This window comes from Pseudomonas sp. EA_15y_Pfl1_P101 (genome assembly GCF_963970835.1).
In the GTDB taxonomy this organism is placed as follows: domain Bacteria; phylum Pseudomonadota; class Gammaproteobacteria; order Pseudomonadales; family Pseudomonadaceae; genus Aquipseudomonas; species Aquipseudomonas tritici.
The window spans coordinates 177,191-192,402 of record NZ_CAXAPA010000002.1; the positions used below are offsets into that span (position 1 = coordinate 177,191).

Sequence of the window (15,212 nt, forward strand, 5' to 3'; positions counted from 1 at the left end):
GAAGGGGCCCGACCATTCACTGCAAAACCTCTCCTTGATCAGCTACTCTGTTTGCCTGCGCGCGACGAGCCGCCCACAAGGAAGGTCCCATGTTCGACCACCACTCCACACTCAAACAGCATTTCAGTGCCCTGCGCACCTCCGCCGAATTCTTCTCCCTGCGTTACGTGCGCGAGTCCGGCCAATACCTGGCCGTGCGCAAGAACGTCGCCGAACCACCCCACATGAACCACGACGAAGGCGCCATGCTCACCGTGCGTCTCAATGGCGTGGAAGCCTACGCCGCGACGCACGACATTTCCCTGCATGGCCTGCAAGCCGCCCTTGCGCGCGCCGAACAGCAAGCCCGGTTGATCAAGCCCCACGCGCTGCTCGACCTGCGCGACCAGCACGTCTCCAGCGATGTGGCGGACTACCTGTCCCCCGACCTTAACCAACCCTTCCCGTCCTTGAGCGACTGCTACCAACTGCTGGGTGACGAATCCGCCGCCGTGCCCAAGGACGAGCGCCTGGTGAACTGGGAAGTCAGCCTCGGCCTGACCCACGTCGAGCAGATCTACCTCAACAACGCGGGCGCCGAACTGCGTCAGGCCCAGCGCTTCGTGTTCCCCGGCGTCAACGTCACGGCCTATGACGGCAACGACAGCCAGAGCCGCACCCTGGGCGGCAGCAACTTCGGCCAGCAAGGCGGCGTTGAGGTGATCAGCCGCTTCGGCCTGATCGGTGCCGCGCCACGCATCGCCGACGAAGCCCTGCAACTGCTGCTCGCACCGAACACCCCCAACGGCCCGCGCGACCTGCTGCTGATGCCCGATCAGATGATCCTGCAGATCCACGAATCCATCGGCCACCCGCTGGAGCTGGACCGCATTCTGGGGGACGAGCGCAATTACGCCGGCACCAGCTTTGTGAAGGCCGGCGACTTCGGCCATCTGCAATATGGCTCCAAGTTGCTCAACGTAACGTTCGACCCGGACATCCCCGAGCAACTCGCCAGCTACCGCCATGACGACGACGGCACCCGCGCCAGCAAGCAGTTCCTGATCCGCGAAGGGCGGTTGCTCAAACCGCTGGGCGGGGCGCTGTCGCAATACCGCTCCGGCATGCCAGGCGTGGCCAACAGCCGGGCCAGCAGTTGGAACCGTGCGCCCATCGACCGCATGGCCAACCTCAACATCGAAGCTGGCGACAAGCGCCTTGCACAACTGATCGGCGGCATAGAAAACGGCATCCTGATGTCGACCAACCGTTCATGGTCCATCGACGATGCGCGCAATAAATTCCAGTTCGGCTGTGAATGGGGCCAATTGATCGAAAACGGTGAGCTGAAAGGTGTGGTGAAGAACCCCAACTACCGGGCTATTTCCGCAAACTTCTGGCGCAATCTCAGTGCGGTTGGCGATGCCAGCACCTTCAAGGTCCTGGGCACGCCGAACTGCGGCAAAGGCGAACCCAACCAGGTGATCCGCGTCGGCCATGCGTCGCCCGCCTGCGTATTCAGTGATGTCGACGTATTTGGGGGAGACGCCTGATGAACAACTTCAAGGCATTGGTGGAGTGGCTCAAGCACGCCATCACCGACCGCGAACAATTCCACCTGGGCTATGCGGATGAAGCGTCCGAGTTCGTGCGTTTCAACCACGCCAAGGTGCGCCAGGCCGGCCAGGTGCAACAGGCCAGCCTCAACCTGAAACTGATCAACGACGGCCGCCACGCCGACCTGGGCATCACCCTGGCAGGCGAGCCGGAGTTGGACCGCCAACGCTTGGCCGATGGCCTGAAACAGCTGCGTGAAACCCTGCCGTTGCTGCCCCAGGATCCGTACCTGTTGCTGAACCACAACGCCTGGCAAAGCAACAACGCACACACCCGACCGCTGCCGGCACTGGCTCAGGTACTGGAAGAGATCAGCCGGGCCGCGCAAGGCGTCGACCTGGTCGGTTTCTATGCGTCGGGCCCCATCAGCCGAGGCTTCGCCAGTTCGTCGGGCGCCTTCGGCTGGCACCAGGCCAATAGTTTCAACTTCGATTTCAGCCTGTTCCACGCCAATGGCGAAGCGGTGAAAGCCAGCTACGCCGGACACACCTGGGACAGCGCCGAGTTTGCCGCGCGCCTCCAGCAGGCCCGCGAACAGCTTGAGTTCCTCGGCCGCCCACTGCACACGCTGGCACCTGGACAATACCGCGCTTACCTCGCCCCGGCGGCGATTGAAGAAATCATCAGCATCATCACCTGGGGTGGGTTTTCCGCCCAGGCCATCGCCAGCAAGGGCAGCTCGCTGCAAAAGCTGTATGCCGGCGAACAGTCCCTGAGCCCGCTGGTGACGGTGGCTGAACAGATCAGCGGTTCCCTGAGCCAGGCGTTTTCCACCGAAGGTTACCCACGCGGCGATGTCACGCTGATCAATGCGGGGAAAGCCGATGGCCAACTGATCAACTCACGCAGCGCTGCCGAATACGGCTTGAGTACCAATGGCGCGAGCAGTGATGAATCGCCCAGCGCCTTGCAGATGGCTGCCGGTAGCCTGGCCCAGGCCGATATTCTCAAGCAGTTGGGCACCGGGCTGTACATCAGCAACCTGTGGTACCTGAACTACTCGGACCTGCCGGCGGCACGCCTGACCGGCATGACGCGCTTCGCCACCTTCTGGGTGGAAGACGGCGAGATCAAGGCGCCGGTGAGTACCATGCGGTTTGATGACAGCATCTATAGCCTGCTTGGTTCGCAGTTGGAAGCGCTGACCGTTGACAGGGAATTGCTGCTGTCGGCGAGTACGTATAGCCAGCGCAACACCGCCTCCAACTTATTGCCAGGCGCCTTGGTAAAACGCCTGACGTTGACCCTGTAAACACAATCCCCTTGTGGGAGCGGGCTTGCCCGCGATGGCGACGTGTCAGTCAACACAACTGGTGACTGACCCACCGCCTTCGCGAGCAAGCCCACTCCCACATTGGGTTGTGTTGATTTCAGACACGTCTGGTCTGCCCCTTCCTACCGTCAAATCCCATCCCGCACGTGTTCCCGCATGCTCTGTTGTCGCCCGCAGAAAACCTCGCTATAACGGTTAGCGGCACACCGCTACCCCACAGGAAGTACTGCATGCACTTGCCCGGTATGGGCAAGCCGGAGCATTGACATGGACCATGGAAGTTTCGTCATACAAAAGCTGTTCAAGCACTACAACGTTCACGTCGAGCTGCTAGGTAACAATCCGCAGAAAAAAACCGTGCTGATGGTCAATGGCGCGCTGTCCACCACGCGCTCATTTGCGCGCACCAGCAAATGTCTGGCGGAACACTTCAATGTGTTGCTGTTCGACTTGCCATTCTCCGGCTATTCCCGCGAGCACAACACTGACCTCGACTTGGTGACCAAGGACGACGAGGTGCACATGCTGCGCGCATTGGTCGAACGCTTTCACGTCAACCACCTGGTGTCAGCCTCCTGGGGCGGTATCTCCACGCTGCTGACCCTGGCGCACAACCCACCGTCCATTGAAAGCTCGGTGGTGATGGCCCTGGCGCCCAACCTCAACCAAGCCATGCTCGACTATGTGGAGCGTGTGCGCGTACTGATCGAGGCGGATGACAAGTCTGCCGTCGGCCACTTGCTCAATGAAACCGTGGGCAAATACCTGTCACCTCGGCTCAAGCGCAACAACCATCGGCACCTGTCGAGCATGGCGACCACCGAATACCGCCAGGCGCGTTTTCATATCCACCAAGTGCTGGCTCTGGGCGATGGCAACTACTTGCCGGCACTCCGGCAGATTGAAACGCCGGTGCACTTTCTCAATGGCGCGCTGGACGAATACACCCCCGCCGCCGAGGCGCAGCTATTCAAGCACTACGTGGGGCGCAGCAGCTTTGCTGTGGCCGAACATACTGGGCATTTGCTCGACCTCGAATCCAGCGAAGCCGCCGTGGCGGTGCACCGCGAACTGCTGGATTTCCTGGTGGGAAAAGGCGCGACGGATGGCGCATAATCGCCAACACATAGCCTGCTAACAAAAGGTTTTCCATGCCGAACCGCGTCCCGCTTGATGCCAAGACCGCCCGCTGGCTGCCCTGGGTGGTAGCGATTGCCTTCTTCATGCAGTCGCTGGACGGGACGATCCTGAACACCGCACTGCCGGCCATGGCACGGGACCTCGCGGAAAACCCGCTGCGCATGCAAGGGGTGGTGATCGCCTACATGCTCACCGTCGCCTTGCTGATCCCGGCCTCGGGCTGGATCGCCGACCGCTTCGGCACCAAGAAAATCTTCTTCTGCGCAATCATGCTGTTCAGCATGGGCTCGCTGCTGTGCGCCTTGTCCAACAGCTTGAGCATGCTGGTGGGTGCGCGGGTGATCCAGGGGTTGGGCGGTGCGCTGATGCTGCCGGTTGGACGGTTGGTGGTGTTACGCGCGTACCCCCGCTCCGAACTGGTACGCATCATGGGCTTCATTACCATCCCCGGGCTGCTCGGCCCATTGCTTGGGCCGACCATGGGCGGCTGGATGGTGCAATACCTGACCTGGCACTGGATCTTCTTGATCAACTTGCCGGTGGGCATGATCGGCTGCTACGCCGTGTGGAAATTTATCCCCGACCTGCGCGGCAGTGAGCGCACGCGATTCGATGGGATCGGCTTCCTGTTGTTTGGCGCCGCGATGGTGCTGATCACCATCGCCATGGAAGGCCTGGGCGAATTGCACCTGCCGCACCTGCGCGTGATGTTGCTGCTGTTTGGCGGGCTTGCCTGCCTCGCGGCCTATTGGCTGCGCGCCGGGCATATCGATAACCCGTTGTTTTCGCCAGTGCTGTTCAAGACCCGTACCTTTGCCGTGGGCATTCTCGGTAACCTGTTTGCGCGCCTGGGCAGCGGCGCCCTGCCGTTCCTGGTGCCGCTGCTGTTGCAGGTGGCGCTGGGTTATTCGCCGTCGGAAGCCGGGATGAGCATGTTGCCTCTGGCGGCGGCGGCGATGTTTGCCAAGTCCGTTGCGCGGCCGCTGATCGAACGCCTGGGCTACCGCATCGTGCTGACCGGCAACACCCTGGCGCTGGGCATCATGCTGGCGAGCATGGGGCTGGTCACTGAAAACACGCCGTACCCGCTGCTGCTGGGGATGCTGGCGGTGCTGGGGGCGATCAACTCCCTGCAATTCACCGCAATGAACACCGTTACGTTGATCGACCTTGATGACGCACAGGCCAGCAGCGGCAACAGTTTACTGTCGGTGGTGGCGCAACTGTCGCTGAGCCTCGGGGTGGCCTGCGCCGGTGCATTGCTGGGTGGATTTACGGCCGAAACCGGCAACGATGGTGTGGAAAGCGTACTCGGCGCCTTCCAGCTGACCTTCCTTACGGTGGGCATCATGGCGATGCTGGCGGCGGCGATCTTCCTGCAATTGTCGCCAAAAGACGGCAAACGTGTGGCCAGCCCGGAGCAGCATATTGAGCATTGAAGCAGCTGCAAGCTTCAAGCTTCAAGCTGTAAGCCTCAAGCTTGCCGCTTGCAGCTCGTAACTTGCCGCTGGCCCCCTGCTCCTCGTCGAGAACATATAAAGAAACTCAAAGGGGCCTGCTACACTGCGCGACATTTTGTTTTGCAGAGCCAGTCCCGTGACTACCATCGCCACCGCTTTTAATACTTTGCCCCTGTCCGCCGCCATGCTGGCTAACCTCGACTCGCTGGGTTATGTCGAGATGACGCAGATCCAGGCGCAAAGCTTGCCGGTGATCCTCAAAGGGCTGGACCTGATTGCCCAGGCCAAGACCGGCAGCGGCAAGACCGCTGCGTTCGGCATCGGCCTGTTGAACCCGATCAACCCGCGCTACTTCGGCTGCCAGGCCCTGGTGATGTGCCCGACCCGTGAGCTGGCCGACCAGGTCGCCAAGGAAATCCGTCGCCTGGCCCGTGCCGAAGACAACATCAAGGTGCTGACCCTGTGCGGCGGCGTGTCCCTCGGCCCACAGATCGCGTCCCTGGAACACGGCGCCCACGTCATCGTCGGCACCCCAGGCCGCATCCAGCAGCACCTGCGCAAGGGTTCGCTGGTACTCGACGGCCTGAACACGCTGATTCTCGACGAAGCCGACCGCATGCTCGATATGGGCTTCTACGACGCCATCGAAGACATCATCAGCAAGACCCCGCCGCGCCGCCAGACCCTACTGTTCTCGGCCACCTACCCGGTGAGCATCAAGCAGTTGGCCTCGAAATTCATGCGGGCGCCGCAACAAGTGAAGGCCGAAGCCTTCCACTCCGACGACCAGATCGAGCAGCGTTTCTACGAGATCTCGCCGGAAGAGCGCATGGACGCCGTGACCAAGGTACTGGCGCACTTCCGCCCGGCATCGTGCGTGGCGTTCTGCTTTACCAAGCAGCAAGTGCAGGAAACCGTGGATCACCTGACGTCCAAGGGCATCAGCGCCGTTGGCCTGCATGGCGATCTGGAACAGCGTGACCGTGACCAAGTGTTGGCGATGTTCGCCAACCGCAGTACCTCGGTGCTGGTAGCGACCGACGTGGCCGCCCGTGGCCTGGACATTGACTCGCTGGACATGGTGATCAACGTCGAACTGGCCCGCGACTCGGAAATCCACATCCACCGCGTCGGCCGTACCGGTCGTGCCGGTGAGACCGGCATCGCGATCAGCCTGGTTGCACCGTCAGAAGCGCACCGCGCCCAGGCGATCGAGCAGTTGCAGAAGTCGCCGTTGAACTGGGACCAACTGGACAACCTCAAGCCACAAAGCGGTGGTCCGTTGCTGCCGGTGATGAGCACCCTGTGCATTGCTGCCGGGCGCAAAGACAAGGTTCGCCCAGGCGACATCCTCGGCGCGCTGACCGGTGATGCGGGCATTCCGGGGGCCCAGGTTGGCAAGATCGCGATCTTTGATTTCCAGGCGTTCGTGGCCGTGGAGCGCGGGATCGCCAAGCAGGCATTGCAGCGCTTGAATGATGGCAAGATCAAAGGCCGTTCGTTGCGCGTGCGGATCCTGTAAAGCTTTCCCGTCCAATGGAGATCCGATGTGTGCGGGCTTGCTCGCGAAGGCGGTATATCAGTCAAAAATATAATGACTGACACACCGCCTTCGCGAGCAAGCCCGCTCCCACATTTGACTGTATTCCAAATCAGAAAATGTACGAGGACACCGTTTTGCGCTCGACCGAAGTTGTGATCATTGGCGCCGGCGCCGCAGGCTTGATGTGCGCACTGACCGCCGCCGGGCGTGGGCGCAAGGTGATGCTGATCGACCATGCGAACAAGGCCGGCAAGAAGATCCTGATGTCCGGCGGTGGCCGCTGCAATTTCACCAATATGTACACCGAGCCGGCCAATTTTCTTTCGCACAACGCGCACTTCTGCAAGTCCGCCCTGGCGCGCTACACCCAGTGGGATTTTATCGGTCTGGTGGCCAAGCACGGCGTGCCGTACCACGAGAAAAAGCTCGGCCAGCTGTTCTGCGATAACAAGTCCAGCGACATTCTCGGGATGCTGCTGGACGAGTGCATCCAGACCGGTGTGAGCATGCACCTGGACACGTCGATCCAGGAGATTGCCAAAGTCGACAATGGTTACCAGTTGCAGACCACGCTGGGTGAGCTGCGCTGCGAGTCTTTGGTGATTGCCACGGGCGGCTTGTCGATTCCAACCCTCGGCGCGACCGGTTTCGGCTATCAAGTCGCCAAGCAATTCGGTCATGAGTTGCTACCGACCCGCGCCGGGCTTGTGCCGTTCACCATCACCGACCAGCTCAAGGACTTGTGCGCAGAGCTGTCCGGCACCTCGGTGGATTGCCTGGTCAGCTGCAACGACCAGAGCTTTCGCGAGAACATCCTGTTTACCCACCGCGGCCTGAGCGGGCCGGCGATTCTGCAGATTTCCTCTTACTGGGAGTCCGGCGACACGGTGGAGATCAACCTGCTGCCTGACCACGACGCCCACAGTTGGCTGCAACAGCAACAGACCGAGCGCCCTAACAGCGAGCTGAAAACCCTGCTGGGCGAGATCTTCACCAAGAAGATGGCCAACCTGCTGGCAGAGACCTGGTTTGTGTCCAAGCCGATGAAGCAGTACACCCACGCCGAGATTGCCGATATCGCGCAAAAGCTCGGCAGTTGGCAACTGGTGCCGGCGGGCACCGAGGGCTATCGCACGGCCGAAGTGACGTTGGGTGGGGTGGACACGCGGGAAGTGTCTTCCAAGACCATGGAGTCGCTGAAAAGCCCCGGTTTGTACTTTATTGGTGAAGTGTTGGATGTGACCGGTCACCTGGGTGGCTTTAACTTCCAGTGGGCGTGGGCCTCAGGTTACGCGGCCGCACAATATGCCTGACACAATGCGGTAAAACATGTGGTGTGCCAGTGAATAATTTGCTGTCAGATGTGATCACCACCCTTGCCGTGGCGTCATTACTGGCTCAATTTAACGGCATCGTCCCGGAAGACTCCAGCCTTCATGTCATCGACCTCGTTCAAGCAGTCCATGCGGCGCCTGTGGGCGCTGGATAAATTCAGCTACAGCATACGGGTGTTCATCGCCCTCACCGGCAGCATGGCGTTGTGCTGGTATCAGGATGAAATGACGCTGCTGATCCCGCTGTTCCTGGGGATTATCGCCAGCGCCCTGGCCGAGACCGACGACAGTTGGCAGGGCCGCCTCAACGCCCTGGCAGTGACGCTGGTGTGTTTCAGCATTGCCGCGCTGTCGGTGGAACTGCTGTTCCCTTATCCCTGGATTTTCGCGATCTCCCTGGCCCTGGCCACCTTCTGCCTGACCATGCTCGGCGCCTTGGGCGAACGTTATGGCGCGATTGCCTCGGCGACATTGATTTTGTCGGTGTACACCATGATCGGTGTGGACCAACGCGGTGGCGCCGTCTCCGATTTCTGGCACGAGCCGCTGCTGCTGGTGGCCGGCGCCGCCTGGTACGGCGTGCTGTCAGTCCTGTGGCAGGCGCTGTTTTCCAACCAGCCGGTGCAGCAGAGCCTGGCACGGCTGTTTCGCGAACTGGGGCGTTACCTCAAGCTCAAGTCGTCACTGTTTGAACCGATTCGCCAGCTGGATGTAGAGGCGCGACGCCTGGAACTGGCCCAGCAAAACGGCCGGGTGGTGGCGGCGCTCAATGCGGCGAAGGAAATCATCCTGCACCGCGTGGGCAATGGCCGCCCAGGCTCGAAAGTCAGCCGTTACCTGAAGCTGTACTTCCTCGCCCAGGACATCCACGAACGCGCCAGCTCATCCCACTACCCTTACAACGCGCTGGCCGAAGCCTTCTTCCACAGTGATGTGCTGTTCCGTTGCCAGCGCCTGCTGCGCCAACAGGGCAAGGCCTGTCAGGCCCTCGCCGAGTCGATCCAACTGCGCCAACCGTTCATCTATGACGACAGCTTCGCCGAAGCGCTGGGCGACTTGAATGCGTCGCTGGAACACCTGCGCATCCAGAGCAACCCGGCCTGGCGCGGCCTGCTGCGGTCGTTGCGCGCCCTCGCGGCCAACCTGTCCACACTCGACCGCCTGCTGGGCGACGCCAGTAACCCCGACAGGCTGGCTGATGCCACCGACAGCAACCTGCTGGACCGTGCTCCGCGCAACCTCAAGGAAATGTGGACGCGGTTGCGCACCCAACTCACGCCGACATCACTGCTGTTCCGCCATGCCTTGCGCCTGTCCCTGGCGTTGACCATTGGCTACGGCACCCTGCATGCCATCCACGCCTCCCAAGGCTACTGGATCATCCTCACCACGCTGTTCGTGTGCCAGCCCAACTACGGCGCGACACGGCGCAAGCTCGGCCAACGGATCATCGGCACCGCCATCGGCCTCACTGTGGCCTGGGCACTGTTCGACCTGTTCCCGAGCCCCCTGGTGCAGTCGATGTTCGCCATCGCCGCCGGCCTGGTGTTCTTTATCAACCGTACTACCCGCTACACGCTGGCCACGGCCGCCATCACCCTGATGGTGCTGTTCTGCTTCAACCAGGTGGGTGATGGTTACGGGCTATTCCTGCCACGCCTGTTCGATACCTTGCTCGGCAGCTTGATTGCGGGCCTGGCGGTATTCCTGTTCCTGCCGGACTGGCAGGGCCGACGCCTGAACAAGGTGCTGGCCAACACACTGACCTGCAACAGCATCTACCTGCGCCAGATCATGCAGCAATACGCCGCCGGCAAGCGCGACGACCTGGCCTACCGCCTGGCCCGTCGCAATGCGCACAACGCCGATGCGGCGCTGTCCACCACCTTGGCGAACATGCTGATGGAGCCGGGGCACTTCCGGAAGGAGGCGGACGTGGGTTTCCGCTTCCTGGTGCTCTCGCACACCTTGCTCAGTTACTTGTCAGGGCTGGGCGCGCATCGCGAAACACAGTTGCCGGCCGAGGTGCGCGAACACCTGATCGACGGCGCCGGTAATACCTTGGCGGCGAGCATCGATGAAGTCGCTACAGCGCTGGCGAACAAACAACCGATTGCGATTCAAAGCGATGCCGAGGAAGCGTTGGCGGCCGATCTGGAGCAGATGCAGGATGAGATTGATGAAGGGCAGCGGTTGGTGCAGACGCAGTTGGCGTTGATTTGTCGGCAGTTGGGGCCGCTGCGCACGTTGGCGGCGCATCTGATCAAAGACACCAGCGCGGCCTAGACCGCTTTCGCTAGCAAGAGCCCTACATCCCATGCTGCTTCATCAATCGCGCATAACTCCCATCCGCCTTCATCCTGGCAATTTCCCGATCAAAGCTGGCGACAATCTGCGCATGCTCAGGGTTTTTCAGGCTGACCAGAATATGCAGGCTGTTTTGACTCAGCGGCTTGGGTAAAAACTCCACCGCATCGCGCACCCGTGCCGACTCCCGGGAAAGGTAAAAACGCGCCACATATTCATCCTCCACGGTCATCCGAACCCGCTGCGCCGCGAGCATGCGCACGGCCATGGCGAAGTTATGCACAGGGACTTTCTGCAACTGCGCATCCCCATCGAACGCCGCCGAATAGGCATACCCGCGCACCACAGCGATGGGGTAGTCGTGCAGTTGCTCAAGGTTCTGGAAATCGATGGGGTCGTCGCGGCGCTTGATGAAACGCACGCGGTTGAGCAGGTACTCGCCGGAGAAATGCCCCAGTTGAGTGCGGGCATCGTCATACCAGGCGTTGACCAGCACGTCGTAGCGCCCATCGCCCACGCCCATCAACGCACGGGCCCAGGGCACCTGTTCAAAATCACTGGCATACCCCGCACGGGCCAACGCGGTGCTGACGATATCGGTGGCAAGCCCGCCGTTGATCAACGTGGCGTCAGTAAAAGGTGGCCACGCATCCGCTACCAGGCGCAAACGCTGTGCAAAGGCCGGCTGGGCCAGCAACAACAGTCCAATCAAAGCAACGGCACGAGAGAATCGCGGCATGCTCAAGTCCTAGGCAGGCAGGCGGTGGCCTTAGCTCAGGCAGCGCCTGAGGTTCTAACAGTAGCTCAGATTACACAAAGAAACCGGTGCCGAGCGCACTCAATGATGGCAATTTGATTTCACTCACAAAAATAACGAATTTAGACACACGCGGCGGTCGCGCTTACTATCCGGAACAGACATTTATAAGAGAACACGTCATGACAGTTGAATGGGTCTGCAAACATCACGACGACTTGGGCAAGGAGCAGCTTTACGCCATCTTGCGCTTGCGCAACGAGGTCTTTGTCGTGGAGCAAAAATGCCTTTACCAGGATCTCGACGGGCAGGACTTGTCGGGCGACACCCACCACCTGATGGCCTGGCAGGATGATCAACTCGTGGCGTACCTGCGCCTGCTGGACCCGGAGTCCCAGGGCGGCGATGTGGTGATCGGCCGAGTGATTGTGGCGCCCGTGGCGCGCGGCACCGGACTGGGGCATCGGATGATGGAAGAGACGCTAGAGCGGATTGCCGATATATGGCCGCAGACGCCGATGTTTCTGTCAGCCCAGGCGCATTTGCAGGGGTACTACGAGCGGTATGGGTTCGTGGTGGCGGGTGAGGAGTATTTGGAAGATGACATTCCACATATTGGAATGCGGCGCGCTTGAGGGCCTCTTCGCGAGCAAGCCCGCTCCCACATTTGACCGGTTACTACCTTTGGAATGCGGTCGAATGTGTGCGGGCTTGCTCGCGAAGGCGTCAGCCCAGACAGCGCCGACCTTCAGGGATACCCCAACACCTGCTTGATCACCGCCAGATTCTCCTCGATCCAAACCCGATCAATCGCCCCCCAGCTGCGAATCCGATAGTGCCCCGCATGATTGCGCGCACCGTCCTCCTGCTCGAACTCACACACGATATCCAGGTCGGCCAACGCCGCAATCGTATCCTGCGCCGTGCGCCGGGGCATGCCGGTGGTGTCGGTCAGCGCCGGGACGTTGCTCGCCTGCCCACTGTCGATCAGGTAGGCCACATACAGGCGGCGGTAAAAGCTGCTCTTGGTCTTGCTCACATCCATCGTCGGTCGCCTTGTGCGGTCAGGGTTTGCCCTGCAGGTCGCGGTACGTGAGGTAGACCCGCAGGTCGAATTCCACCTGGTGGTAGCCCGGCATCATGTACTCACAGAGTTTGTAGAACGCCTTGTTGTGGTCCGATTCCTTGAAGTGGGCCAGTTCGTGTACCACGATCATGCGCAGGAACTCTGGCGCGGCCTCCTTGAACAGCGCAGCAATGCGGATCTCTTTCTTGGATTTCAAATTGCCGCCCTGCACCCGCGAGATCGTGGTGTGCAGGCCGAGAGCGCGATGAGTCAGGTCCAGGCGGTTATCGAACAACACTTTGTCGATGGCCGGCGCATTACGCAGGTGTTCCTGCTTCAAGGCCAACGCGTAGGCGTACAGGGCCTTGTCGCTCTGCACGGCGTGGCGTTCAGGGTAACGTTGCTCCAAGTAAGCACCCAGCTGGTCCTTGGCGATCAGCTGGCGCACTTGCTCTTGGAGAGCGGTGGGATAAGCCTGGAGGTACTTCAGCGCGGTCATGGGGTCTGCAACAGGGTTCGGATGGGCGCCAGTGTAGCGAATTCAGCGCACGCGGGCGCGCGACCAGTTGGCGACTTCCTCGGCCATCAATGGCTGCGCCGCCAATGGGCCCTGGATAAACGCGCACCCATTGGCCCTGAGCCATTGAGCCTGTTCTTGGGTTTCTACGCCTTCGGCGATCACCAGCACATCGAAATGCCCGCATAGCTCGATAATGCTACGGGCCATCACCGCATCCCGTGCGGAGCCCGGCAAGCGAGCGACCAATTGCGGGTCGAGCTTGAGGGTGTCGAACGCTAAATCGCGAAGATGCGCCAGGGAACAGTTGCCTAAACCAAAATCGTCCAGCGCAGTGCGCACACCGAGCTGGCGCAGCAACTTCAGTTGCTTGGTCGACTCTTCCAGGTTACTCATCAGGCTTTCTTCGCTGATTTCCACCTCCAGCTGGCGCCCCTGCAACCCATGTCGATCGAGTACCTGCTGCAGTTGGGTCGCCAGGTTGGGCATATTGAACTGGTTACTGCTCAGGCTCACGCTCAGCACCAGCTCATCATCAAAGCTGGCTTGCCATGCCTGACGCTGGGCGGCGACCTGCTGGTAAATCCAGGCGCTCAGTTGGCTGATCAACCGCGCTTCTTCCAGCAACGGCAAGAACAACCCAGGCGGCACATCGCCAACACTCGGATGCTGCCAGCGCAACAGTGCTTCGACACCGCGCAAACGCCCGTCATCCAGGGACACCTGAGGCTGATACACCAAGATGAAATCCTTGTTGTGTATCGCCGTGCGCACGCTGTCTTCCAGCATCAGGCGCGAACGGGCGCGGCCGTTCATTTCCTGGTCGTAATAGCGATACTGCTGACGGCCCGCCCGCTTGGCCTCGTACATGGCGATGTCGGCGGCGCGCATCAGGCCATTCAAGTCCGAGCCGCAATCCGGAAAAGTAGCGATACCAATACTGACGCCGAGCATCACGTCCAGGCCGTCCACCTGATGGCAGATCGACACACGCTCGATCAGTTTTTCCGCAATCTTCGCCGCCTGTTCTGGGAATTCCAACTCCAGCAGCGCGGTGAATTCATCGCCGCCCATGCGCCCGAGAATGTCGTAGGAGCGCAGGCAACGCTGCAATTGCTCCGACACCCAACGCAGTACCCGGTCGCCTGCGTCATGCCCCAGGGAGTCGTTGACCCGTTTGAAGCCATCCAGGTCCAGGTACAGCAACACCAGGGCCTGGTCAGTTCGCTCGCTGCGCAGCAGGGTGTTCTCCACTGCCTGGTGGAAACCGCGCCGGTTCAGCAGCCCGGTCAACGGATCCGTAACGGCCTGGAACTCCAGTTGCTGATGCAGGTGGCGAACCTCGGACATGTCCAGCACCGTCACTACCATCGCCTTCTGCTCGGCGGGCAACGGCGCGCAAGACAACGCAACCGGCACCTGCTGGCCACGATTGGTACGCAGGAGCGCATCGTGCAGGCGCCAGGTGTCACTCTGGCGGTAAGCGGCATACATCAGCGAGTCCGGCCAGGTCGGCACATGAGGTTTTTGCAGGAACCCCAGGAACTCCTGGCCCTGCAGTTCGTCCATCGTGGCATTGAGCAAGCGTGATATCGCCGGGTTGGCGTACTCGATCACGCCCTCCTCACTCACCACAAGGATGCCTTCGGCGGCGTTATCCAACACCGAGGCATTAAAGGCGCGAGCGGACTCCAAATCATGACTCAGGCGCTGCAAGGCCCGGCGATTGCGCTGATGCTCCAGCAACGCCTGGACCTTGGGCTTGAGCATATGCGGGTCGAAGGGTTTGAACAGGTAATCGATGGCGCCACTGGCGTAGCCCTCCAGCACTGCGGCGGGAGATTGGGCGTTGGCACTGAGGAAGATGATCGGCGTCATCTGCGTACGCTGGCTGCCGCGCATCAGGCGGGCCACTTCAAAGCCATCCATGCCGGGCATCATCACATCCAGCAACACCAGGTCGACTTCGTGCGCCAGCAACAACTCCAAGGCCTCTAAGCCGGAGCTCGCAGTGACGACCTTCCAATCGTCACGCTGTAAAAGTGCACGCATGCTTATCAGGTTTTCCGGATAGTCATCGACCACCAAGAGAACTGAATTGCCATCGCCGTGGTGTGGAGCGCATTCCATGCTACGAATCTTCCTTAGGAGCTGCTCCGGTCACTTCTGGGAAAAAACCCGGACAAACAATGAGGCCTCACTCTATCCTCGGTTCCGAA

The 15,212-nt window shown here is 60.8% G+C and carries 12 protein-coding genes; 8 read left to right on the plus strand and 4 right to left on the minus strand.

Translation table 11 applies throughout. From position 1 onward, the window contains the following. The first annotated feature begins 89 nt into the window (after positions 1–89). The 7 genes from AACY36_RS03145 to yccS all read left to right on the plus strand — a co-directional run bounded on the left by AACY36_RS03145 (position 90) and on the right by yccS (position 10,632). Entirely contained in the window at positions 90–1,532 is a 1,443-nt protein-coding gene (locus AACY36_RS03145) for a TldD/PmbA family protein (protein WP_339415321.1), read from the plus strand. Next, positions 1,532–2,848 carry a TldD/PmbA family protein gene (locus AACY36_RS03150; RefSeq protein ID WP_339415320.1) on the plus strand — a complete coding sequence of 439 codons (1,317 nt, stop codon included), beginning with the start codon at positions 1,532–1,534 and terminating at the stop codon, positions 2,846–2,848. Before AACY36_RS03145 ends, AACY36_RS03150 begins: the two co-directional genes overlap by 1 nt. 288 nt (positions 2,849–3,136) lie before the next feature. Further along, complete coding sequence (locus AACY36_RS03155) at positions 3,137–3,985, plus strand: alpha/beta fold hydrolase (RefSeq protein ID WP_339415319.1); 849 nt, start codon at positions 3,137–3,139, stop codon at positions 3,983–3,985. A 35-nt stretch (positions 3,986–4,020) separates the two neighbouring features. Continuing rightward, positions 4,021–5,448, plus strand: a complete 1,428-nt coding sequence (mdtD, locus tag AACY36_RS03160) for a multidrug transporter subunit MdtD (protein WP_339415318.1) — start codon at positions 4,021–4,023, stop codon at positions 5,446–5,448. Positions 5,449–5,653: 205 nt separating this feature from the next. Next, positions 5,654–6,991: an ATP-dependent RNA helicase DbpA gene (dbpA, locus tag AACY36_RS03165; protein ID WP_231982804.1), complete on the plus strand. Its 1,338-nt coding sequence runs from the start codon at positions 5,654–5,656 to the stop codon at positions 6,989–6,991. A 155-nt stretch (positions 6,992–7,146) separates the two neighbouring features. Beyond that, the gene (locus tag AACY36_RS03170) at positions 7,147–8,325 is read left to right on the plus strand and encodes an NAD(P)/FAD-dependent oxidoreductase (RefSeq protein ID WP_339415317.1); all 1,179 of its coding nucleotides are present in this window, start codon (positions 7,147–7,149) and stop codon (positions 8,323–8,325) included. Between the two features lie 123 nt (positions 8,326–8,448). Further along, complete coding sequence (gene yccS, locus AACY36_RS03175) at positions 8,449–10,632, plus strand: YccS family putative transporter (protein ID WP_339415316.1); 2,184 nt, start codon at positions 8,449–8,451, stop codon at positions 10,630–10,632. A 22-nt stretch (positions 10,633–10,654) separates the two neighbouring features. On the opposite strand, the gene AACY36_RS03180 is transcribed toward yccS, so the two are convergent. Next, complete coding sequence (locus AACY36_RS03180; protein ID WP_339415315.1) at positions 10,655–11,392, minus strand: substrate-binding periplasmic protein; 738 nt, start codon at positions 11,390–11,392, stop codon at positions 10,655–10,657. A gap of 200 nt (positions 11,393–11,592) precedes the next feature. On the opposite strand from AACY36_RS03180, the gene AACY36_RS03185 reads away from it, so the two are divergent. Further along, positions 11,593–12,045, plus strand: coding sequence for a GNAT family N-acetyltransferase (locus AACY36_RS03185; RefSeq protein WP_339415314.1), 453 nt, complete (start codon positions 11,593–11,595; stop codon positions 12,043–12,045). Between the two features lie 113 nt (positions 12,046–12,158). Here the strand turns inward: AACY36_RS03185 and AACY36_RS03190 are convergent, their stop codons facing one another. The 3 genes from AACY36_RS03190 to AACY36_RS03200 are packed head-to-tail and all read right to left on the minus strand — an operon-like array spanning position 12,159 to position 15,123. Next, the gene (locus AACY36_RS03190; RefSeq protein ID WP_339415313.1) at positions 12,159–12,455 is read right to left on the minus strand and encodes a winged helix-turn-helix domain-containing protein; all 297 of its coding nucleotides are present in this window, start codon (positions 12,453–12,455) and stop codon (positions 12,159–12,161) included. Positions 12,456–12,474: 19 nt separating this feature from the next. Further along, on the minus strand, positions 12,475–12,975 hold the full coding sequence (locus AACY36_RS03195) for a M48 metallopeptidase family protein (protein ID WP_065871892.1): 501 nt from the start codon (positions 12,973–12,975) through the stop codon (positions 12,475–12,477). 42 nt (positions 12,976–13,017) lie between these two features. Further along, on the minus strand, positions 13,018–15,123 hold the full coding sequence (locus AACY36_RS03200; protein ID WP_339415312.1) for a putative bifunctional diguanylate cyclase/phosphodiesterase: 2,106 nt from the start codon (positions 15,121–15,123) through the stop codon (positions 13,018–13,020). Positions 15,124–15,212 lie beyond the last annotated feature (89 nt).